Source organism: Komagataeibacter sp. FXV3, assembly GCF_015155755.1.
Taxonomy (GTDB): domain Bacteria; phylum Pseudomonadota; class Alphaproteobacteria; order Acetobacterales; family Acetobacteraceae; genus Komagataeibacter.
Genome location: NZ_VWPI01000171.1, coordinates 1 through 20,593, shown reverse-complemented (window position 1 = coordinate 20,593; position 20,593 = coordinate 1). Strand labels below are relative to the sequence as shown.

The following is a 20,593-nucleotide window of genomic DNA, read 5'->3' as shown; positions in this document are numbered from 1 at the left end:
CTTGCGGCCCACTTCATGTCCCAGGCGGCGCAGATGCCATGTCATCTGCCGTGAGCCATAATAGGGCGTTTCCAGGAACTGGGCGTCGATCAGCCGCATCAGCTCCAGATTGGCCTCGCTCTGTGGCGTAACCGGCCGTTTGAGGCCGCCTTATGATTGAGGATTGTGACTGGTAACTTACCGTCGTTAACGACGTCGTTATTGACGTCATTTGAGAGGTAAGAATGACCCAGGAAATCCTGATTGGCGTTGAACGCCGCCGCCGCTGGTCGGATGAACGGAAGCTGGCGATACTGGCTGAAGTTGGTGTGGATGGAGCAAGTGTATCGGATGTGGCACGTCGACATGACCTGACCCGCCAACATCTTTACCAATGGCGGACGTCATTCCGTCAAAGACTATCTTCCCCAGATCAGTCTGTGGCGTTTGTTCCTGTTGCTTCAGTGACGACACCTGCTGTGGCATCTGGCGGTGATCCTGACGAACTGGCCATAGTGCTGCGCAATGGCCGTAGTATCAGGGTGACGGGACATCCTGCCGAAGATCTTCTGGCCCGGGTCATCCGGATTGCGGAGACGGCATGATTGGCGTGGGCAACGGCGTGCGTGTCTATCTGGCCTGCGGGGTGACCGATATGCGCAAGGGCATATCGGGTCTGGCAGCACTGGCACAGGACGTGCTGCGTCAGAACCCGACATCAGGGGCGCTCTTTGCCTTTCGTGGTCGCCGTGGGGACAGGATCAAGCTTCTGATGTGGGACGGTCAGGGGTTCTGTCTTTATTACAAGGTGCTTGAGAAGGGACGTTTTCCATGGCCGTCTCCGGCAGAGGGCGTTGCACGCCTGACGACAGCACAGATGGCCATGCTGTGGGAAGGCATGGAGTGGAGACGCCCTTCCTGGTCTGCACCACCGTCTCGCGTGGCCTGATTTTTATGGCGTGAGAGTGCAGAACATTTTGAATTTTCTTAGGTTTTCTGCTATTTTTTCATAATGACGTCTGCACCTGCGGTCCTGCCTGATGATCCGGATACCCTGAGGGAAATGATTGTTTCCCTGCAGACCGAAGTGGCTCGGCTTTCTGCGTCAGCCCGTGCGTATGAAGCTCTTGTCCAGTCTCTCAAAATCCGGATCGCACGTCTTCAGAAACAGAAATTCGGGGCCAGTTCAGAAAAGATAGACCGTGAGATTGAACAACTCGAACTGCTCCTTGAAGATGTAAAAATCGCCATCGCGGCAGCCGATCCTTCTCCTGATATCAGGGAGCATGATGTCAGCGATGATGCACTCTCTCCCCCACGGCAGCGTGGCAAACCAAAGGTTTCTGACACGACACCACGGGAGCGTATTGTTCTCGACCCAGGTGAGGCCTGTCCTGCCTGTGGCGGTCCCCTGCGTCTTGTAGGCGAAGATGTCACCGAAATACTGGACTTTATTGCGGCAAAACTGAAAGTTGTCGAAACGGCACGGCTGAAGAAATCCTGCCGTCACTGCGAAACACTGGTGCAGCCTGAAGCACCGTCGCGCCCTGTCCCACGGGGGATGGCTGGCACCGGGCTTTTAGCCCATATCCTGGTCTCGAAATTCGATGACCACATTCCGCTTTATCGTCAGAATGAGATCTTTGCCCGTCAGGGTGTGGACATTCCCCGTTCAACCCTGATCGACTGGTGTGGTCAGGCCGTTGCCGTTCTGCGTCCTCTGACAGATCTGATCCGTCAGGATGTCGTAAAGGCAGACCTGCTACATGCTGATGATACACCCATCCAGGTTCTTGACCCCCGTCTGCGTCAGGCTGGCAAACCCCGGGGCGTGAAGGAAGGGCGGATCTGGAGCTATCTGCGCGATCCCCGCCCATGGGGAGGGAGTGATCCGCCCGCCGTGGCCTACTGGTTCTCTCCCGATCGCAAGGGGATCAATCCCCAGACCCATCTGGCACAGTTCCGGGGCATTCTGCAGGCTGACGCCTACGCCGGGTTCAGGGATCTGTATAAACCAGACGCAACAGGAACCGTGCACGTGCGCGAAGCGGCCTGCTGGGCTCATCTCCGCCGGGCCTTCCATGATGTCTGGAAGGGCAGTGATTCGACAATCGCAAGGGAAGCACTTGAACAGATCGGAGAGCTCTACGATATCGAGCGCCAGATCACCGGACACCCGGCCCCGTATCGTCTGGCTGTCCGACAGGAACAAAGCCGCCCCCGTGTCACAGCATTCCACGCATGGTGCGAAACACAGCTTGCCCGTATCCCTGGAAAGGGGGAACTGGCAAAAGCGATCCGTTATGCGCTCAACCGGTGGAAGGCCTTTACCCTGTTCCTCGAAGATGGTCGTGTCGCCATCGACAACAATCCTGCCGAACGCGCCATACGGCCCGTATGCGTGGGGCGAAAAAATTATCTCTTTGCCGGATCCGACACCGGGGGCGACAACATCGCTGATGCCATGACGCTTATCGAAAGCGCAAAACTCTCCCGGCTTAATCCGCACGATTACCTCGCCGACGTCCTGGCCCGTATCAACGAGCACAAGATCAACCGGCTCCACGAACTGTTGCCATGGAACTGGAAACCCGTGAATACACTGCACAGACAGGCCGCATAATCAAGGCGGCCCAGAGCGGCCGGTTACTCTGTGGCACAGGCCGATAGTAAACGCCCGACCGGTTGAGTTGTAGCAGCGTGCACTGCCGGATGATCGGCAGGCATGCTCTCTTCGGGTCAATCATCTGCCGCCTCTGATCACGCCCAACCGAGCAGAGGCATCCCGCAAAAAATCCCGTTCCACCAGCAACTGGCCGATCTTGGCGTGCAGTTTCTCTACATCAGCAGGGCTGACTGAAGGTTCCGTTACTGACTTACCAGAAAAAAGGCTTGCCATGCCCTCGATCGCCTGCCGTTTCCATTGGGCGATCATCGTCTGATGCACGCCATGTTTCGAAGCCAGTTCCGCCAGCGTCAGTTCCCCACGGATCGCCTCCAGCGCAACCCGTGACTTGAACTCTGCCGCATACCGTTTCCGCGTAACCTTACCCATAAAACCCGTCCTCGTTCAGGCCAGATGATAGCTTATCGCCCTGTCCGAAAAATGGGGACCACCTCTTCGACACAAAATTAATTATTATTTTATTATTACTCTATTATACAAAATAAATTATTACAATGTTACGTTTGCTAGCATATTATATTAATTATATTATATTTAATAAAAGGATAAGGTATGCGCTTGCGTTCGGTCAAACTTACAAATTTTCGCGGCTATCAAAAAACAGTCACTGTTCTAATTGCTCCAGGAATGACTGGGATTGTTGGTCGAAATGATTATGGAAAATCAACAATTTTAGAGGCGTTGGCAATTTTCTTCGAAACAGATGGGGTAAAAGCTGATAAGCACGACATGAACTGCTTTAGCAGTCAGGAGGGTAAGACTAATTTTGAAATATCCTGTGTTTTTGATGAATTACCTGATACCTTGGTAATTGATAGTCATGTACAAACGTCTCTTGTTCAGGAGTATTTGCTCAATTCTGAAGGTTTTCTAGAAATAGTTAAATCTTTCAAGGCTGCGAACGGAAAAGTAGAACGGACATCAATCCGCTGCCAGCATCCTACCGATAGCGTACTGGGCTCTCTGCTTAGCTTAAAAATGGCAGACCTTAAGAAGTTAGGTGAAGCACAGGGGGTGGCCAAGAATGTTGCAGATCAGCGCGTTGCGTCGTTATGGCGTCAGGCGATCCGTGAAGCAGCTGTATCTATTGATTGCCAAGAATGCCTGCTTGATGTTGAAAAGGGATTTTCTACAGAAACAAAATCTATCTGGAGGAAGATACAGGATATACTACCAACATTCGCACTATTTAAAGCAGATCGCGAAAGTAGCGATGGAGATGCAGAGGCTAAGAATCCTCTGCAGCAGGCAGTAAAAGAGGCGCAGGATGCTTTGCAGAGTCAGATTAGCGATCTTGAGCAGAAAATAGAAGCAAGCGTACTTGATGTGGCCGCCAGGACTCTAGACAAGCTTCGAGAAATGGCACCTGAACTTGCTAGTGAGTTGACACCTCGGTTTAAAGAAAAACCAAAGTGGACTTTCAATTTTTCGCTCGACGGAGAAAATGGGATTCCAATCAACAAGCGCGGGAGTGGGGTTCGCCGATTAATTCTGTTAAACTTCTTTCGAGCAGAGGCGGAGAAAGCTGCCAGCGGATCACAACGTAACGTGATTTATGCAATAGAGGAGCCAGAAACTTCTCAGCATCCAAACTTTCAAGTGATGTTGATGAAAGCCTTGTTGTCTTTGGCTAATCAGCCCAATCGGCAGATTATCGTGACCACACATGTGCCAGCACTAGCCGGTTTAGTGCCATGGAATGGCCTTCGATACGTTACCAAAGACAAAGATGGATATCCCAGTGTAAGAATGCCAGATTCAGATGTTCTCAAAGAGGTCACAGAAAGCCTTGGTGTCCTACCGGAAACCGGAATGGAGCGTGCCAAAGGGGTCGTACTGGTCGAGGGCAAGTCTGACGTCACCTTCTTGCGCCACACGGCGACCACGTTGAAAGCGGGAGGCCACATCAAATCTAACTTCGAGGATGCTGGCATTGTTCCTATTTTAATAGGTGGTTGCGGTAGCGTGAAACATTGGGTCACGCTCAATCTTGCCGATGATCTAGGTTTGCCGTGGTGCGTATTTCTAGATTCTGATGTCGGTGGAGATCCGGTACAGGTGAAGTCGATCCAAAAGCGTAAAGACGAGGTTGAGAGTCAAGGGAGACCGTTTTACTCAACAAGAAAGCGCGAGATAGAAAACTATATTTGTACTGATTTAATAAAGGATAGAGCAGGAGTATCTGTTACTTTTACTGATACATGCGATGCAAAAAAAATTATTGGAGCAGCCGTGAAGATGAAGGCCGATGACGTAATTGATCAATTTTGGCCGTATATGAATGCCGATCAGATAATTCGCTGTTCGAATTACATGGAAGGTGACATTAAGCGAAATGAGTTAATAGAAACAATTTCTAAAATACTAACACTTATTCGTTAAAAAATTATAATTTGTAATGCTCGTTTCACCTGTCCAAAATATACTATAGTCATATTGGGACAAACTGGAGCCACGGTGTATCAAGGGTTGCATGGTGGTTTTTCCGGAAGGGTTCAAATGGGACAACGCGCGGTCATCTATTGCCGGGTTTCCACGGCCGATCAGTCCTGCGCGCGCCAGAAGGACGAACTGAAGCGGTTTGCTGAACGCGCGGGCTATGAAGTGCTGGACGTTTTCATGGAGACCGGCTCTGGCGTCCGGGTGGATCGGGCCGAGCGTCGAAAGGTCATGGCATTGGCCCAGGCCCGTGAAATTGATGCCATTCTGGTGACGGAGCTGTCCCGCTGGGGGCGCTCGACCATTGATCTCATCTCCACGCTTCAGGAGCTGGAGAGTTATCGTGTTTCCCTGATCGCCATAACAGGGATGACGTTCGACCTGGCGACACCACATGGACGAATGCTGGCGACGGTTCTGGCCGGGATTGCTGAGTTCGAACGGGATCTGATTAGCGAGCGGGTGAAGTCTGGTCTGGCAGCTGCCAGGGCACGCGGGAAGGTTCTCGGCCGACAGAAAGGAGAGCGGCCGAAGTCTGACCGTCTGGCTCCGAAGGTTCTGGCGCTGGTGGCGGAAAAGCGGAGTTATCGGTGGATCGCCCGCGATCTGGGAATCAGCAAGAACACTGTTGCTGCCATTGTGCAAAGGGAAAGATAACACATCGTCATGTTTATATGTTAACACAAAAACATGATAGCATTCTATAGGCGCTAACGGCATCGATCTGAGACATGAGAAATGTTTGGTTCGATTAAATCGTCGGTTTTTTTTGAGGAAGATATTGAGTTATCAAAATAACATGGTAATTAGTTAATGTGTTAACACGGAAACATGGTGCCATGAAAACAATCGCGATCATTAGTCAGAAGGGAGGCGCTGGGAAGACGACGCTTGCCCTGCACTTGGCTACTAGTGCCAGTGCCGCTGGATACGTTTCTCTGATCCTCGATACCGATCCACAGGCGACTGCAAGTTCATGGAAAGCGTGGCGGGGGGATGTCGAGCCTGATGTAGTGGATTGTGCGGCTCACGCCTTGTTATCAAGAAAGCTGGAACAAGCGTCCGAACTGGGCGCAGAACTATCGATAATAGATACCCCACCACATGCCGATATTATGGCGCGTGAGGCGTGTCGCATCGCTGATTTCTTGTTAATTCCGTGCAGACCACGTGCTTTCGATATGGACGCTGTTAGAACAACGGCGGAACTTGTGAGAGCCAGTGGTAAGCCTGCCTTCGTGATTTTTACTGCGGGTCCTCCTCGTGCGCCCCAAGTTTATAAGGAGGCGGCCGAGGTTGTGGCGCAGTTTGGTATCCCTGTTGCTCCTGTTGTTTTGCCGGAGCGTGCAGTTTTTCATCATAGCGTTGGTTCCGGTCGTACCGCGCAGGAAGCGGAGCCAAAAAGCAAGGCTGCTGCTGATATAGCACTGTTGTGGAATTGGGTGTGTGATCAAGTTAACATGCCATCACACAAACAAGATGACACAAAAACACGTTAGAAATTTTCTAAGTTAAGGACATACGGCATGAGTCGGTTTGCTGGTCTCAAAAAGACGGTCGCGCCATCGGTTGTGGAACCGACAGCGCAAACGGTGGTAGAGAAAGCTCGCCCACGTAATCCGAGAGAAGGTAAGCGGGCTGTGGTGGGGTATTTTTCTCCAGCAGTTAGCAAGGGACTACATCAACTTGCGCTTGATACCGATACAACTATTCAGGGTTTGATCGGGGAGGCCATTGATGACTTGATGCGTAAGCACGGTCGTCATCCTTTTGGAGAACGCTGATTATCTATTTAGATAGATTATGCTTGTATATTTGTACAATCAGGGTTGACCACGCTTAGCAAACCACGTCTCGCAGAATTTGATGAAATGCCGCTCAGGGTTCTTCGGAGCGATCTCGTTATCACCCAGCCACATGCGCCATTCTCTTTCGAGATGATGCACATCCCACCCTGGCGCGATGTTCCGAGCGTCCCCGTAAATGTCAGGGTCGAGCGCATCCATCCAAGCCTCGGCTGCTGGTTCGGCAGCTTTCATTGTGCCGCGATTGATGAATGTTACCATGTCTTTCTGAGGATCGAATTCGACACGGTAATCCGGTAGATGATCGCTTGCAGCGAGGTTCTTTATCATCTGTCGGAACAATTTTTCTGGGCTTTGAGAGCCTGATTTTTTCAGTAGGATCTCAAGAGAGGCTTTCCATGCCGCTTGCTGACCGCAATGTTTGCGGGCAAGTTCATAAACACGTCGTTCCAGCGGTTTGCGTAGCCGGAAATAATCACGATGCAGTGTCAGAACATCATTGCTCTTAATTGCGTTAAAGACCCAATCCGACAGCTTGATCTCGCAATGCAATAGGCGACCGTCGAGGCCAAGTTTGCGGCGGATGGATGAAGCGTCGATCAGGCCAAAACCGTCCACCTGTTCTTCGTCGCCTGTGACAATGTTAGTGCGGATACGTGTGCCTTCAAGGCGGTCGAGGGCTTCGATAAGGGCTTTGTAGTCTTTACCTGCCGTACCGCGATTGGTGAAGATGAGTAAGTCCCGGCTGCTGATCCGCACCCGTTGCGATACTTTTTCCCCGGCCTTTAGTTTCGCCATGATCTGCGAAATACAGTAGATCAGAATATCTTTATCGTAGATTGTAGCAAGGCCCTTCACGCTTGGCGTGATTTCCAGCCATTGCCCGTTATGTTCATAGCGACGAACTGAAGTCTCAGGTTTTTTCGACAAGGAATAGAACGGATGCTCCATTTGCGGCATCACGTCCTTAAGCACGGCATCTGCCACGTCGCAGATGAATAAGTCATGCTGCGGATGACGCTCCGGCAGGAGGGCCTCATGAACAACAGGCAGATTCGGGGTTTCAGATACCATAGCTCAAGTTCGGGGTTTTACATACCTGCGTCAAGTGATTCGGGGTTTTAAATACCGAAAACCGAGATTCGGGGTTTTAAATACCGAGATTCGGGGTTTTAAATACCGAGATTCGGGGTTTTAAATACCAAACCGGAGAAAAATCCAGAAATTCCGATTTTATATCAATGTATTAGATGGATACTAGAATCGCTTAACACAGAATCTAACACCTATTTAACACCCTCTTTGACCATCTGATCTGTGGATAACGCACAAACTTCGAAAATTTCCAGTCAAATTGCCTCCAAGCACCGCCTCTTGGGGGCTACGCCCCCGCCGGCTCGCGGCCTACGGCCGCCCCGATCGCGCTATGCGCGATCTCCCACCCGGCATCCCCCTGCTCGCCCTTTCAGGGCTGCGCTAAACGGACACGCCTACGGCGCGAAATCATAATCTGACGATGCATTCCCGCATCGTCTCTCCACCAAGACCTTCCTCCCCCGCGTCGGCGCCTTTGGCGCCCTACGGGGCTCCCGCTCCGCGCTCGCCCGACGCCTGCAACACCAGAAGAACCGGGCAAGACCACAATCTGCTCAAGACGCGCCGGCGTTCAGGCGATCATTCAGCGGCTCACGTGTCACACCATGCCAGCCAGACGCCACAGGATAGCCTTACCGGCGTTATTGTGCGGTGTGGTGGCGATAAGGGAATTGCGCGCTGTGCGGCCTCCCAGGGCGCTCTGCGGGCCTTGTCGAGGATTGATGGGCTGGCCATTCCCTGTTCGTCCGTTCAGGACTCCTTTTCCCGACTTTCTGGCAGGGAATACGGGTTTCCTGTATATTCCAGATAATCCGTCATATCTGGATCATGCTCCATGAAAGCGTTTCCAGCGAGCGCCGTGACCCGCAATGCCAGCGATCTTTTCGAAGCGGCCGCCGTTGCGCCTGTAGTCATCACCAGGCACCACAAGCCGCGTTTCGTCATCATGTCCGTGGACCATTATGAGGCCCTGCTCAGAAAGCAGCAGGGCATCGAAGACGTTCCGGAGAAAGGGTCATCGTCATGAAGGACAGTCCCGACAGCAGCACCAATCCCGGAACACTGCCACACAAGCGGCCCTGGCAGCTGCTCGTGGTCGGGGACGGGGGAACCCTGCTGACACAGCAGGATATCGAAGACCTGACGCGCATCCTCGATCTCCTGCCGCATGTCGCCGGCCTCGACATCACCACCTCGGCCGGCTCCGCGCGCGTATCCCGGGATGTCCCAGGCAATTACATCCAGCAGGCAGACCAGATCCTGGCCGGGATGTTTACGCGCAATCCCGATGTGACGGGCATAACCTTTCCGGCTCCGCATGGCAGGGCCGCTCATACGGCGACACCCGATGATCCGCATGTGCTCCCTCATGACAGGGCGCTCACCGCAATCATGGATGCACGCCAGCGCGGAGAGATCACAGCCGATGAAATGATCGCCCAGATCCGGCAGGCAGGTGCCTGAGCATCCGCACCAGTAGTGCAATAATGGTGTATGAAGAACCACTACTTATGGGTAGGCGCGATGTCGGCCTTGGGTATGTCGATGGGTCGTCACATGGGTAGCCGTAGGGTCGTGAAACGGTCGTTCCATCAATGCATCAGGGATAGTCGTAACCATTGCACTCTGCGCCACCTTCCTGCGGTGTGCGAGAGCGTTACCCTTATTGCCCGGGTTGTGGCAGAGGAAGGGGATGATCGGTCCCGAGGCTGGCCGCCCATGCCTTCACCGCTTCACCACTGATGAACAATCCGGCATCAGCCTCGGCCAGTGCCCGGCGTGTCGCTTCGTCCTTCCAGGCTTCCCAGTCATCGCGATCGGTATGATCCGTCTTCATGTCCCGTTTCTCCTTGTTTGGACCTTCAGGCCAGTTTCGGCCTGCGTCCGCGTTTCTTCTCTGGCAGACGCGTGACCGGAACTTTATCTTCCGGTATGTGCGAAGGCTCCGGTGTCGCCCTGATGGTCCGCCCCAGTCCGCTTTCCTGTGCCAGGGTAGCCCGTTGTGCCGAATAGGATGGGGCGGTCATCGGGTAGCTTTCCGGCAGGCCCCATTTTGCCCGATATTGCTGGGGCGTCATGCCGTAGGAGGACTGGAGATGACGCTTGAGCATCTTCAGCTTCTTCCCGTCCTCCAGGCAGACGATGTAATCCGGGAACACGGATTTTTTCACGGGCACGGCCGGTACCAGATCCGGTGTTCCGGTCGTCGCCTGTCCCAGACTTCCGAGCGCCTGAAACACCGTGGCGATGAGGCCGGGCAGGGTATCCGCCGGAACCGTGTGACTGCTGACATAGGCTGTGACAATCCGGGTCGTAAGCTCGCGCACTGTGTCAGCTCCGGATGATCGTATCTCGTGGTCGGTCATGGTCACGTCTGCCTGTTGTCCTGTCCTGTTTCCCGGTGCCTGTCGAAGGCATGAAGCCCCGCACGTCTCCAGCGTGCTGTCAGGTCAACCAAAGCAGTATCATCGCCGCCCTGAAGCCGCCCTGCAATATCCAGGAAGGCTCCGAACAGGGTTGCGCGGTCCTCATCGGGCAGCCAGAGGATGTCGCGTAAGACACGGTTTCCAATCTGTCCGGCCTGCAAAACTCAGTTCAGGGCCCAGCAGCGCGATGTCGGGACGTTCTGATCCGTGCCTGGCACAGGCGCTGTCAGAACACAGATTACGGTCTGCCTTTGCCAGACCAGCGTGAAGAGGGCTCCTGAGCCGCCATAATCCGCTGTGGTCGTGATCCGATAGCCTTTGGTCAACAGGCTCGCCAGAGAATCCGGCACCGGCTTCAGTGCTGTCGGAACAGACAAGGCCGCATAGGGAGATTTAACGTCCGACTGAGGCAGCCAGTCTCCTCTGCCCTGGGCAAAGCCTGAAGCAGGCCGGAAGAGGATCGGCAGGACAACAAGGAGCAAAAACAGTTTTTGCATCATGATTTTTCCTGTGCGGGTCCTTTTTCAAAAGCGCGCAGGAAAGCGTCGATATCGTCGCTCATCAGGAGGGGCATCCGTTCTCGTATCAATGCTTCAGGCCAGTCCCACCAGGCGACTGCAAGCAGACGCCCGATGGTCTTTTCGGGGAAGCGGTATTTGAGGACCCGGGCCGGGTTGCCGCCCACGATGGCATATGGCGGCACGTCCCTGGTCACCACGGCCGCCGTGGCGATGATCGCGCCTGATCCTATGGTGACACCCGACATGATGTTGGCCCGCGCGCCGATCCAGACGTCGTTGCCAATGACGATATCCCCCTTGGTGGAATGGTCATCGGTTGCATCCGCTGCTTCGGGCCAGAAATTGCACTGGTTCTTGAACGGGTAGGTGGTGATCGTGTCCGGTCGGTGATTGCCCAGGATCATCAGCACCTCGCGGGCAATCGAGCAGTATTTCCCGATCTTCAGGCCGGCATATTCGGCTTCTATGATGATGGGAGAACCCTTGGCACCATATGTATGGTCGCCGATGTCCCAGCCCCACTCTTCGATCTCATGGGCAAGGGTGTAACGTAGGAGCAGAGAAAAGGCGTTCTTGCCGTAATACATGGACCTCGGTTCTCCCGTTCTGGTTCAGGGTTTCGTTTGCATTCGATAGCGGACAGATCAGATGATCGTGTTGCGTCGTCAGTCCTGTTCCCGGTCCCTGTCGAAGGCATGAAGCCCCGCACGCCTCCAGCGTGTTTTCAGGTCGCCTGACGCGGTATTCCTGCCCTCCCGAAGCTGCCCCGCAATGTCCAGGAAGGCCCCGAGCAGGGTAGCGCGGTCATCATCGGTCAGATCGACCAGTCCCGCCTTCTGGACCAGGCCGCCCAGTTCGATCAGATGATGGGTGCGTTCCCGTCGCGCCTTCGCCCAGTCGCGCATGTCGGTGCGTGCCTTTCGTGCCTGATGGCGATGGATCAGGGCCGCCTGCTTCCTGATCCGTCTTTCAAGCGCCAGAAGCTCCGTTCTGATCGTTTCCGGTTCCTTTCCGACCGCCCTTTTTTGCGCCGGCCTGAAAGAACGCCATCCCCCGTTCGGTCCACCTCGCGACGGCTTCGGGTTTGCCGTCCGCCTGTTCGACAGCCGCAAGCAGCACCCCGGCCAGCGCCTCGATCGACAGGGTATCGGCTCCCGTCGCCTCGACCAGTTCGCCGAGCTGGATGGTCCGTTGCGCCTTAAGCTGCTTCGCCTTTTCCTGAAGCGCCTTCAGTTCCGCATCAATGTCCCGTGGCCTGCGCATTTCCGGTCCCCTATCCTGCTGATCCGTGTCATACTCTACCATACAGGCGAGAACCGCGTCACTCATCCAGAGCAATCAACCCTTGTGGCGCAGTAAAATGTGAGTGCGCGCTTATACGTCACTTCGTGACGTGCGCTTAAGCGGTGTGATAGGATCGTGCTCATGGCGATCTATCACCTGCATGCAAAGGTCATCAGCCGCGCCACCGGCCGGAGCGCCGTGGCGGCGGCGGCCTATCGTGCGGCGTCCCGCCTGCATGATTTGCGGCTGGATCGCGACCATGACTTTTCCAACAAGAGCGGCGTGGTGCATTCCGAGATCCTGCTACCCAATGGCGCGCCGGAACGGTTTCTCGATCGTGCGATCCTATGGAACGAGGTCGAGGCGATCGAGAAGCGCAAGGATGCCCAGCTTGCCCGCGAGGTAGAGTTTTCAATCCCGCGCGAAATGACCCAGGCGCAGGGGATCGCATTGGCACGGGATTTCGTGCGGGAGCAGTTCGTGGAACGTGGCATGGTGGCCGATCTCAATGTGCATTGGGATATTGGCGAAGATGGGCAGGTGAAGCCCCATGCCCATGTGATGCTGTCCACGCGGCGGATCGAAGTCAGAACCGGGGAGGCTGTGCATGGAAGACGAGACGGAATCCCGCATCCTGAACGAGGCGGCAGGGGCGCATACGACATCACGCCGGATTCTGGACCTGATGGAGCAGAAAGGGGAGGACGATCCGCTCAAGTTCATGATCCGTCTGCTGACGGAAATCCGGGAGACGCAGCGTGGCATCCTGCTGAAGCTCTCAACGCTGGAGAAGCGCTTGCAGCGGCTGGAAGAACGGCGCGACTGATCGTGGCGGCACGGCTGCGGCATGAAGGCCTGGGGCTGGCGCAGAATCAGCCTTCCATCGGGTTCGGTGCGAAAGAGCGTTCGTGGAATGACAAGGATCTGCTGCTGACATGGCGAGAGCGGTGGGCGTCGCTCGCCAATGAACGTCTGGCCGAGCTGGACCTGGATGTGCGGATCGACCATCGGTCGTTTGCCGCACAGGGGATCGACCTTGAGCCGCAGAACAAGATCGGACCCGCAGGGTCACGCCGGCCGGAGCGCGGCGAACCGTGTGAGCGGGTTGCCGACCATCTGGAGATCGCGCGGCGCAATGGGGAAAGGTTGCTGGCCGAGCCGCATGTGGCGCTGGAGGCGCTGACCCGACAGCAGAGCACATTCACCCGCCAGGACCTGGCGCGGTTCGTGGACCGGCACACGGCGGACGCGGAACAGTTCAGTGCTGTCATGGTTCGGGTGGCGGCGTGTCCGGAGCTGGTCGCCCTCGGGAAAGACGGGCACGGGCGGGAGCGGTTCTCCACACGGGAGATGATCGGGGTCGAGCAGCGTCTGGAAAAGGCGTCGCTTGCGATGGGGCAGTCCCAGGGTCATGCGGTGCCGCTGGCGGTGCGTCGGGTAGCGATGGCGCGGGACGGGCTTGGGGACGAGCAGGCGCTGGCGGTGGGCGAGGTCACGAAGTCCCGCGACCTGTCCGTGGTGGTCGGGTATGCCGGGACGGGGAAGAGCACCATGCTGGGTGTCGCCCGCGCGGCATGGGAAGAGGCCGGGTACCGGGTGCGCGGGGCGGCGCTGTCGGGGATCGCGGCGGAAGGTCTGGAAGCGGGGGCCGGGATCGAAAGCCGGACGCTGGCCTCCCTGGAGCACGCGTGGGAACGTGGGTTCGACCTGCTGGAGCGCGGGGACGTGCTGGTGGTGGATGAGGCCGGCATGGTGGGGTCACGGCAGATGGAGCGGGTGCTTTCGGTCGCGCGCGGGGCCGGGGCCAAGGTGGTTCTGGTTGGCGATCCCGAGCAGTTGCAGGCGATCGAGGCCGGCGGGGCATTCCGGGCGGTGGCCGAGCGGGTCGGGTCGGTGGAAATCACAGCCGTGCGCCGGCAGCGTGAAGACTGGCAGCAGGCGGCCACGAAGGCGCTTGCGACCGGGCGGACGGATAGGGCGCTGGAGCGCTATGAGGCGGCCGGCCTGGTGCGCGGGCATGAGACGCTGGAAGAGGCGCGGGCTGGGGTGGTGGCCGGATGGGAGGAAGCCCGGCAGGCCGCGCCAGAGGACAGCCAGATCATGCTGGCGCACCGGCGTGTCGATGTGCGGGCGCTGAACGAGGCGGCACGCGCCATCCGGCGGGAGGCGGGTGAGCTGGGTGACGACGTGCTGGTGCCGACCGTCCAGGGCGAGCGGGTGTTCGCGGACGGGGAGCGTATCTACTTCCTGCGCAATGACCGGGAGCTGGGGGTAAAGAACGGCACGCTGGGCACGGTGCGGGGCATTGTGGGGTCGCCTGATGCCGGGGATCTCGTGCTGTCGGTGCAGCTCGACGGGCCGGGTGGGACCGGGCGCGGTCGGGTCGTGTCCGTGTCGGTGGCGGATTATGACGCGCTGGATCATGGCTATGCGGCCACCATCCACAAATCGCAGGGTGTGACGGTGGATCGGGCGCATGTGCTGGCGACGGGGAGCATGGACCGGCACGGGGCCTATGTGGCGCTGTCGCGCCACCGGGAGAGCGTGTCCGTCCATTGGGGCCGGGATGATGTGGGCGACCGGGACGGGTTGGTGAAGCGGCTGTCGCGCGAGCGGCTGAAGGATACCACGCTGGATTACCCGCAGGTCCGGGATCGGGATGCCGGGTTCGCGCGGCGGCGCGGGCTATATGTCCCCGAGAGCGAGATCGTGGTGGGGCGTGAGAAGGCCGTCGCTGGCCCCCGGAAGGACAGGCAGGCCGAAGCTGTCCGTACGCCAGATCCGGCACCGGCGCAGCGGAAGCGCGGGATGTTCGACGGGCTGGACCTGTCCGTACGGGGGCGTAGCCGGACGGCGGAAAAAGATGTGTCGGCCGGGATGGATGCCGGGGCCGGTAAGGGGAAAAATGGGGCCGGGCGTGAGGCTCCCGCCTCTCCCTTTGCCGGGTTACGGCTGCCGCGTGTGCAGCGCGCGCAGGTGCCGGCCGGGCTGGGCGGGTTCGTGCCGGGTGGTGATCCGCTCCACCAGGCGGTGGAGCAGTATGCGCGGGCGGTGCGGGACATCGGGCGTATGGTGGAGCAGGACCTGCCGGTGCTGGAGCACCAGAAGAAGGCATGGCTTGACGCCAGCACGGCCCTGGAACGGCTAAGGCCCGGGGCGGTGATCGCTCTGGAAACCGCCGTGAAGCATGAGCCGGAGATCCGGCAGGCCCTGTACGGGCTGGAAGGGCCGGCACGGGCGCGCAGGCTGGTCGAGGGGCTGGAGCACGAGGACAAGGTGCGGCATTCCCCCGAGTTGCGGGCCACGCGGTTCGTGAAGGCGTGGGACGGGCTGAGTCGCGAGCAGCAGGGTGTGGCGCTCAGGGAGCTGAAGCGGGATGCGCAGCTTGAATCCCTCCTGCGGCAGAAGGGGCACGAACTGGGCGTCCGGAAGGGATCGACGCTCGATCAGGGATTGCAGCCGCAGCGCACGCGCTCGCTGTTGCGCTCCAGGGGGCGGGATATGGATATGGGGATGTAATCTGCTTGAGACGGGTGATGTTAATGTGTATTATTTGTTGAGGAGATACACATCATGCGAACCAACATCATTATTGATGATACCCTCATGACCGACGCACTGAAGGCGTCTGGCGTCAAAACCAAGAAGGAAGCGGTCGAACTCGGGTTGCGGACGCTGATCAGGCTGAAGCAGCAGCGGGAACTCCGTACCTTGCGGGGAAAGCTCGACTGGCAGGGTGATCTCGATGCCATGCGTTCTGACGCATGATTCTGGTGGATTCCTCGGTCTGGATCGATTTCTTCCGGGGTACGGTGACGCCACAGGTTGATGTTCTGGACCGGCTTCTGGGAGAAGAACCTGTCGCCATTGGGGATCTGATGATGACGGAAGTTCTCCAGGGATTTGCGAGTGAGCGGGATTTCAACAAGGCACGGCGGATGCTTGGTGCCCTGGATCTGGTCGAGATCGGGGGACGTGATGTCATGATCGAGGCGGCACGATATTTTCGTGACCTGCGCGGCAGAGGCATCACCATCCGGAAGACCATTGATACCCTGATTGCCACACGGTGCATCGTAAGCGGGTATCGGCTCCTTTACAGTGACCGGGACTTTGATCCGTTCGTGACACATCTGGGGCTGGAACGGGCTGCCTGATCGGGAGCAGGCTACCAGGGGAGGTATGTTGTGCAGGAAAAAGAACAAGCCGTTTGTCAGGAGACAGCACATCTTCTGAGTAGTCCGCGTAATGCGGAAAGATTGCGACGGAGTATTCAGAACGCGGCTTCAGACAGTCGGCCCAACAGGCTTACGCTCCTGGCAATGGAAGAAGGGCGAAGGCGGCTGCTTTTCGGGAAGCAGGAAAGGGCCGGAACGCAAGAGGCTGGTCAGGATTGGACGTGCCAGAAAACTGAATCTGGATGAGGGGATGGTTCCATCATGAGCGAGACGGATCCGGCAGCCCGTGCCTTTGAGGATCTGTGCGCCGAAATGACGGTGCTCCGGCGCAGTGTGGAAGCGCTGCCCCAGGCATGGCGGGACAACCGGCCGCCTGACTACACGCCGGACCTGGCCAGACTGGTCAAGGCCCTGAACGACGTGGGCGCGCGCATGAAGGCGATCGAGGCCAGTCCGACGCTGAAGATGACGCCGCAGGCCTATGGGCAGGGGGTACGACAGGCAGGGCTTTCTGTCACTCAGGACATGCAGGCCGCCTTTCATACCGCGATCCGTGCGGTTCAGGCGGAGCGGCAGCAACTGACCGACATTGTCGGGCAGGCGCGCACCCGGGACCGGCAGAGCTGGTGGGTGCTGAAGGTCGGGCTGGCCTGTCTGGCTGTCGGGATCGGGTTCTCGCCTATCCTGACTTATCTCCTGCCGTCGTCAGTGGGGACGCGCGTGGCCTCCTTTATCGTGGGCGGACAGGATCGGTGGGAGTCTGGGGCGTTGATGATGGAGGCCGACAATCCTGAAAGCCTGCGGCATATGGTCCGGGCCAACCGGCTTGTGGACGCCAATCGGGACCGGATTACCGCCTGCCAGAAAACAGCCAACGAGACGAAGGTGGACCAGCCCTGTGTCATGACTATTCGGTCGGGTGGGTCGTAGGACGAACATGGTCCAGACAGCCGTATCTGACAGACCAATCGTTTGACGACCTGACAGCCTTCCTGATCACAACCCATAGACATACTTGGAACCGACATTACGCCTACCCATAAATACCTGGTCTTCATACACCATTGCATCGCTGGTGCAGGTCGCTTCTGGCTGCGCTGTTGGGTAAGTATGAAGTAGGTCTCCTGCTCAGTCAGGTGATGAGGCGAACAGATAAGAGCTAAATTGACATACGGAATCCTTAAAGTTACAAAAATGCAAAGTGCTGCACTTTGCGGCGTAATGAGGCAAACCGTGTCATCAAAGAACCGGATCACAGTCAATCTGTCTGAAGATGAATATGCTGCTTTTGATCAGATTGCTGCTCGTTCAAAGGTATCAAAGGCATGGTTAGGTCGTCATGCGATCAGTTTATTGATTGAGCGTGTAGAAGGGGATGAACAGCAATTGCCTCTTCCCCTGACTGTCTCGAAGCGTAGAGGACGCCAATGAAACCGCGTCATAATATGACCGTCATGGATCTTTTTTGTGGGGCTGGCGGATTGTCGGAAGGCTTCCGGCAGGCGGGTTTTCATGTCTTGGCAGGTCAGGATTATGATGATCGGGCGGGGGAAACTTTCGCGGCAACCCATTCAGAAGCGAAATTCATTGGTGGGCCGATTCAGAATGTTACCGCACAGAAATTGCTGAAGGCTGCGGGCGTAAAGAAGGGCGAGATCGATGTGATGGTTGGCGGCCCCCCATGCCAGGGATATTCTGTTTATAACCATCAACGTGGCATCAATGATCCGCGTGCGGGTCTGTTTCGTGAATATCTTCGGATTGTGGAAGGTATTCAACCTCGCTGGTTAGTAATGGAAAATGTCACTGGGATCATGTCAATCGCTGGGGGTGGCATTGTGCATGAGATTTTTGAAGGCATGAAAAGCCTTGGTTATCGTGTTGATATGAAAGTGTTGCGTGCAGAAGAATATGGGGTACCGCAGGAACGGAGACGAGTATTTTTTATTGCGACGCGCACTGATGCACCAATCCTGTTTCCTGAACCTACGCATGGGCCTGGGTTAAGGCCTTTCGTAAATATTTGGAATGCTATCTCCGATCTTCCAAAGTTAGAGAATGGAGATCGTGCAGAACCAAGACCATATAGGACACGTCCACAGAATAGCTATCAAGCCTTATTGCGTGGTGACTGCACCATTGTGCAGAATCATTCGGCGTCCAGACTATCGAATATTAACGTGGAGCGGATGCGTCATATCCCAGCTGGTGGATCATGGCGAGATATACCGATTGATCTTTTACCGGCTGGTATGAAGCTGGCTAAGCGCAGCGATCATACCAAACGTTATGGAAGGCCAAGAAAAACGGATCTTTCCTGTACAGTATTGACAAAATGCGATGTGCATTGGGGTGCCTATATTCATCCCGTACAAGACCGATCATTCACAGTCCGTGAAGCCGCACGGCTGCAATCCTTCCCTGATTTGTTTACATTTAAAGGGAATATTACAGAGCAATTTGTACAGGTCGGCAATGCGGTCCCCCCCCTCTTGGGGAAAAGTGTAGCTGAAGCTCTTCTTATTGCAGACACTACGGAAATGGCTTCTAAACAAATGAAAATAAATTCACGCAAGGAACTTTCGATTGCCGTTTGAACCTGAGTCGATTGTTGGAGAGGTGTTGGGCCGGCGTGCGGTAAAGGGTATTGATCCTACAGACACTGATTTTGAATGTCCCTACATCCAGTCTCGATGCCCAAAACGCAGTACGCAGTTACCTAATGAGCCGTACCCCGTTTGTAGCCTATGGAAGCCAGCACCACGTAAATCGATGCAAGGACCGGAGTTGATATTTGTTTGTCCTAAACGCTTCTATGCGGTCGATTTTTTGAAAGAGGTTATTGATCATTGCTGGCCAGGCGATAAACCGCATAACCCGCAGATTGCACGTGAAGTCAAGATGGAGGGTTTTGGCAATGTTGATTTTGTTATCGCAGATGTAAAGAAAGATAATAAAATTGAACAGTTCTTATCCGTTGAGCTTCAAGCGATCGATATTACAGGGTCAGTATTCCCTGCCTATCAAGCTTTACGGATTGGTGAAGATTTGGAAAAGAAGCCTACATATGGATTTAATTGGGATAACGTTTATAAACGTTATATCACCCAGCTTATCCGTAAGGGATATTTTCATCATCATTGGAAATCAAAGATCGTCGCAGTTATCCCTGAACAAGTTTATCAGTACATTTTAGGCCGTGCGGGCTTTATGAGAACAACAGAGGTTAAGAAAGATCCTCAGGTTAACATAATATTTATGACTTATCGCTTGGAGAAAGATCCTGACAGAGTAGGAGAATACAAGCCTGTTCTTGTGAATGTTGAAGGTACTAGTCATACTAACTTGCAAAATGCAATCATGTATAAAGACCCGCCACAGCGGTCAGCTTTTATTGACCAAATAAAAAGTTCATTAGCGCGTGGTGTAGTAAAAATTTTCTGATATTATTTCTAATTGAGAATTTTATATTATAACGGCATTCATTATTTAAATTTATAAAATTCAATATATTAAATAATTTATGTTTCATTAACGAAATATTAAATATTATTACTAAATCGTGAGGTGGTCCCGTCCGTTCGGACAGTTTTGCGGGCTTGATAAGCTATACCCGGTTGTCGTTATGCCGCCCTTCTGACAGCGTTGCTGTTGGCCATCTGGTCCGGGGTTAACCCCGGACCAGATGATGTCGGCACGTCATGATACGCCTCATCGGGCGTACGTCCAGCCAGCGCCATATGCGGACGCCTTTCGTTATAATGGGCGATCCATCTGCCAAGCCCGGCCCTCAGCTCTGATCCGGTCTCGAACGCGTGCAGGTAGACGCATTCATATTTCAGCGACCGCCACAGACGCTCGATAAACACGTTGTCCAGCCAGCGACCGCGCCCATCCATGCTGATGCGGATCTGACGCTCTTCCAGGAGCCCGGTAAAACGGGGCGTCGTGAATTGTGACCCTTGGTCAGTATTGAAAATTTCCGGGGTGCCGTAGCGCATCAGCGCATCCCGGAGCGCCTCGATACAGAACTCCACGTCCATCGTGTTCGATAGACGCCAGGACAGGACCTTGCGCGTGAACCAGTCCATGATCGCCACGAGATAGAGAAATCCCCGTTTCATGGGAATATATGTGATATCGGAACACCAGACCTGGTCAGGCCGATTGATGACCAGAT

The 20,593-nt window shown here is 55.5% G+C and carries 24 protein-coding genes and 3 pseudogenes; 16 read left to right on the top strand and 11 right to left on the bottom strand.

The annotated features are described in order from the left end of the window. A pseudogene (locus F1542_RS17470) lies at positions 1 to 114 on the bottom strand (IS3 family transposase); the annotation flags it as partial. Positions 115 to 224: 110 nt separating this feature from the next. Between F1542_RS17470 and tnpA the strand changes: the two are divergent. From tnpA to tnpC, 3 genes are all read left to right on the top strand, one after another. Beyond that, the gene (tnpA, locus tag F1542_RS16510) at positions 225 to 584 is read left to right on the top strand and encodes an IS66-like element accessory protein TnpA (RefSeq protein WP_007400224.1); all 360 of its coding nucleotides are present in this window, start codon (positions 225 to 227) and stop codon (positions 582 to 584) included. Next, positions 581 to 928, top strand: a complete 348-nt coding sequence (gene tnpB / locus F1542_RS16505) for an IS66 family insertion sequence element accessory protein TnpB (RefSeq protein ID WP_010510701.1) — start codon at positions 581 to 583, stop codon at positions 926 to 928. Before tnpA ends, tnpB begins: the two co-directional genes overlap by 4 nt. Positions 929 to 991: 63 nt before the next feature. Then, positions 992 to 2,602 carry an IS66 family transposase gene (tnpC, locus tag F1542_RS16500; RefSeq protein WP_007397838.1) on the top strand — a complete coding sequence of 537 codons (1,611 nt, stop codon included), beginning with the start codon at positions 992 to 994 and terminating at the stop codon, positions 2,600 to 2,602. A 13-nt stretch (positions 2,603 to 2,615) separates the two neighbouring features. Here tnpC and F1542_RS16495 read toward each other — a convergent pair. Then, positions 2,616 to 3,034, bottom strand: a pseudogene (locus tag F1542_RS16495) (transposase); the annotation flags it as partial. A 183-nt stretch (positions 3,035 to 3,217) separates the two neighbouring features. Between F1542_RS16495 and F1542_RS16490 the strand changes: the two are divergent. From F1542_RS16490 to F1542_RS16475, 4 genes are all read left to right on the top strand, one after another. Beyond that, positions 3,218 to 5,047, top strand: a complete 1,830-nt coding sequence (locus tag F1542_RS16490; RefSeq protein ID WP_193733960.1) for an AAA family ATPase — start codon at positions 3,218 to 3,220, stop codon at positions 5,045 to 5,047. 117 nt (positions 5,048 to 5,164) lie between these two features. Next, complete coding sequence (locus F1542_RS16485) at positions 5,165 to 5,761, top strand: recombinase family protein (RefSeq protein WP_113597018.1); 597 nt, start codon at positions 5,165 to 5,167, stop codon at positions 5,759 to 5,761. A gap of 182 nt (positions 5,762 to 5,943) precedes the next feature. After that, positions 5,944 to 6,603: a ParA family partition ATPase gene (gene parA, locus F1542_RS16480; protein ID WP_113597017.1), complete on the top strand. Its 660-nt coding sequence runs from the start codon at positions 5,944 to 5,946 to the stop codon at positions 6,601 to 6,603. Positions 6,604 to 6,630: 27 nt separating this feature from the next. Further along, positions 6,631 to 6,888 (top strand): ribbon-helix-helix domain-containing protein, encoded by a 258-nt coding sequence (locus tag F1542_RS16475; protein WP_019089435.1) that lies wholly within the window; start codon positions 6,631 to 6,633, stop codon positions 6,886 to 6,888. 39 nt (positions 6,889 to 6,927) lie between these two features. On the opposite strand, the gene F1542_RS16470 is transcribed toward F1542_RS16475, so the two are convergent. Further along, positions 6,928 to 7,983 (bottom strand): replication initiator protein A, encoded by a 1,056-nt coding sequence (locus tag F1542_RS16470; protein ID WP_193733959.1) that lies wholly within the window; start codon positions 7,981 to 7,983, stop codon positions 6,928 to 6,930. Positions 7,984 to 8,839: 856 nt separating this feature from the next. Here F1542_RS16470 and F1542_RS16465 point away from each other — a divergent pair. Beyond that, the gene (locus tag F1542_RS16465) at positions 8,840 to 9,031 is read left to right on the top strand and encodes a type II toxin-antitoxin system Phd/YefM family antitoxin (protein ID WP_087609091.1); all 192 of its coding nucleotides are present in this window, start codon (positions 8,840 to 8,842) and stop codon (positions 9,029 to 9,031) included. Continuing rightward, positions 9,028 to 9,468: a hypothetical protein gene (locus F1542_RS16460; RefSeq protein ID WP_193733958.1), complete on the top strand. Its 441-nt coding sequence runs from the start codon at positions 9,028 to 9,030 to the stop codon at positions 9,466 to 9,468. The genes F1542_RS16465 and F1542_RS16460 overlap by 4 nt, the downstream gene beginning before the upstream one ends. A 199-nt stretch (positions 9,469 to 9,667) precedes the next feature. On the opposite strand, the gene F1542_RS16455 is transcribed toward F1542_RS16460, so the two are convergent. The 7 genes and pseudogenes from F1542_RS16455 to F1542_RS16425 form a co-directional block, all read right to left on the bottom strand. Beyond that, positions 9,668 to 9,841: a hypothetical protein gene (locus F1542_RS16455; protein ID WP_180967632.1), complete on the bottom strand. Its 174-nt coding sequence runs from the start codon at positions 9,839 to 9,841 to the stop codon at positions 9,668 to 9,670. Positions 9,842 to 9,866: 25 nt separating this feature from the next. Continuing rightward, positions 9,867 to 10,370 (bottom strand): MucR family transcriptional regulator, encoded by a 504-nt coding sequence (locus tag F1542_RS16450; RefSeq protein ID WP_193733957.1) that lies wholly within the window; start codon positions 10,368 to 10,370, stop codon positions 9,867 to 9,869. Further along, positions 10,336 to 10,543, bottom strand: a pseudogene (traD, locus tag F1542_RS16445) (conjugal transfer protein TraD); the annotation flags it as partial. The pseudogene traD and the gene F1542_RS16450, both read right to left, overlap by 35 nt. 51 nt (positions 10,544 to 10,594) lie before the next feature. Next, a complete protein-coding gene (locus tag F1542_RS16440; protein ID WP_087609095.1) occupies positions 10,595 to 10,930 on the bottom strand; it encodes a hypothetical protein in 336 nt (111 codons plus the stop codon). Continuing rightward, a complete protein-coding gene (locus F1542_RS16435) occupies positions 10,927 to 11,538 on the bottom strand; it encodes a CatB-related O-acetyltransferase (RefSeq protein ID WP_087609096.1) in 612 nt (203 codons plus the stop codon). The genes F1542_RS16440 and F1542_RS16435 overlap by 4 nt, the downstream gene beginning before the upstream one ends. 78 nt (positions 11,539 to 11,616) lie before the next feature. Next, entirely contained in the window at positions 11,617 to 11,856 is a 240-nt protein-coding gene (locus F1542_RS16430) for a conjugal transfer protein TraD (protein ID WP_110570155.1), read from the bottom strand. Positions 11,857 to 11,920: 64 nt separating this feature from the next. Continuing rightward, on the bottom strand, positions 11,921 to 12,280 hold the full coding sequence (locus F1542_RS16425) for a conjugal transfer protein TraD (protein WP_193733955.1): 360 nt from the start codon (positions 12,278 to 12,280) through the stop codon (positions 11,921 to 11,923). Between the two features lie 96 nt (positions 12,281 to 12,376). On the opposite strand from F1542_RS16425, the gene traA reads away from it, so the two are divergent. The 7 genes from traA (at position 12,377) to F1542_RS16390 (ending at position 19,857) form a co-directional block, all read left to right on the top strand. Beyond that, positions 12,377 to 15,754 carry a Ti-type conjugative transfer relaxase TraA gene (traA, locus tag F1542_RS16420; protein ID WP_193733954.1) on the top strand — a complete coding sequence of 1,126 codons (3,378 nt, stop codon included), beginning with the start codon at positions 12,377 to 12,379 and terminating at the stop codon, positions 15,752 to 15,754. Between the two features lie 54 nt (positions 15,755 to 15,808). Beyond that, positions 15,809 to 16,003 carry a type II toxin-antitoxin system VapB family antitoxin gene (locus F1542_RS16415; RefSeq protein ID WP_124297533.1) on the top strand — a complete coding sequence of 65 codons (195 nt, stop codon included), beginning with the start codon at positions 15,809 to 15,811 and terminating at the stop codon, positions 16,001 to 16,003. After that, positions 16,000 to 16,392 (top strand): PIN domain nuclease, encoded by a 393-nt coding sequence (locus F1542_RS16410; protein WP_039733233.1) that lies wholly within the window; start codon positions 16,000 to 16,002, stop codon positions 16,390 to 16,392. The genes F1542_RS16415 and F1542_RS16410 overlap by 4 nt, the downstream gene beginning before the upstream one ends. Before the next feature lie 282 nt (positions 16,393 to 16,674). Next, the gene (locus F1542_RS16405) at positions 16,675 to 17,343 is read left to right on the top strand and encodes a DUF6118 family protein (RefSeq protein WP_193733953.1); all 669 of its coding nucleotides are present in this window, start codon (positions 16,675 to 16,677) and stop codon (positions 17,341 to 17,343) included. A gap of 303 nt (positions 17,344 to 17,646) precedes the next feature. Further along, complete coding sequence (locus F1542_RS16400) at positions 17,647 to 17,844, top strand: CopG family transcriptional regulator (protein ID WP_167400179.1); 198 nt, start codon at positions 17,647 to 17,649, stop codon at positions 17,842 to 17,844. After that, on the top strand, positions 17,841 to 19,010 hold the full coding sequence (locus F1542_RS16395; protein ID WP_193733952.1) for a DNA cytosine methyltransferase: 1,170 nt from the start codon (positions 17,841 to 17,843) through the stop codon (positions 19,008 to 19,010). Before F1542_RS16400 ends, F1542_RS16395 begins: the two co-directional genes overlap by 4 nt. Beyond that, positions 19,000 to 19,857: a NotI family restriction endonuclease gene (locus tag F1542_RS16390; RefSeq protein ID WP_193733951.1), complete on the top strand. Its 858-nt coding sequence runs from the start codon at positions 19,000 to 19,002 to the stop codon at positions 19,855 to 19,857. Before F1542_RS16395 ends, F1542_RS16390 begins: the two co-directional genes overlap by 11 nt. Positions 19,858 to 20,036: 179 nt before the next feature. Here the strand turns inward: F1542_RS16390 and F1542_RS16385 are convergent. Next, on the bottom strand, positions 20,037 to 20,593 hold a 557-nt coding region (locus F1542_RS16385; protein ID WP_193733950.1), incomplete at its 5' end, for an IS3 family transposase.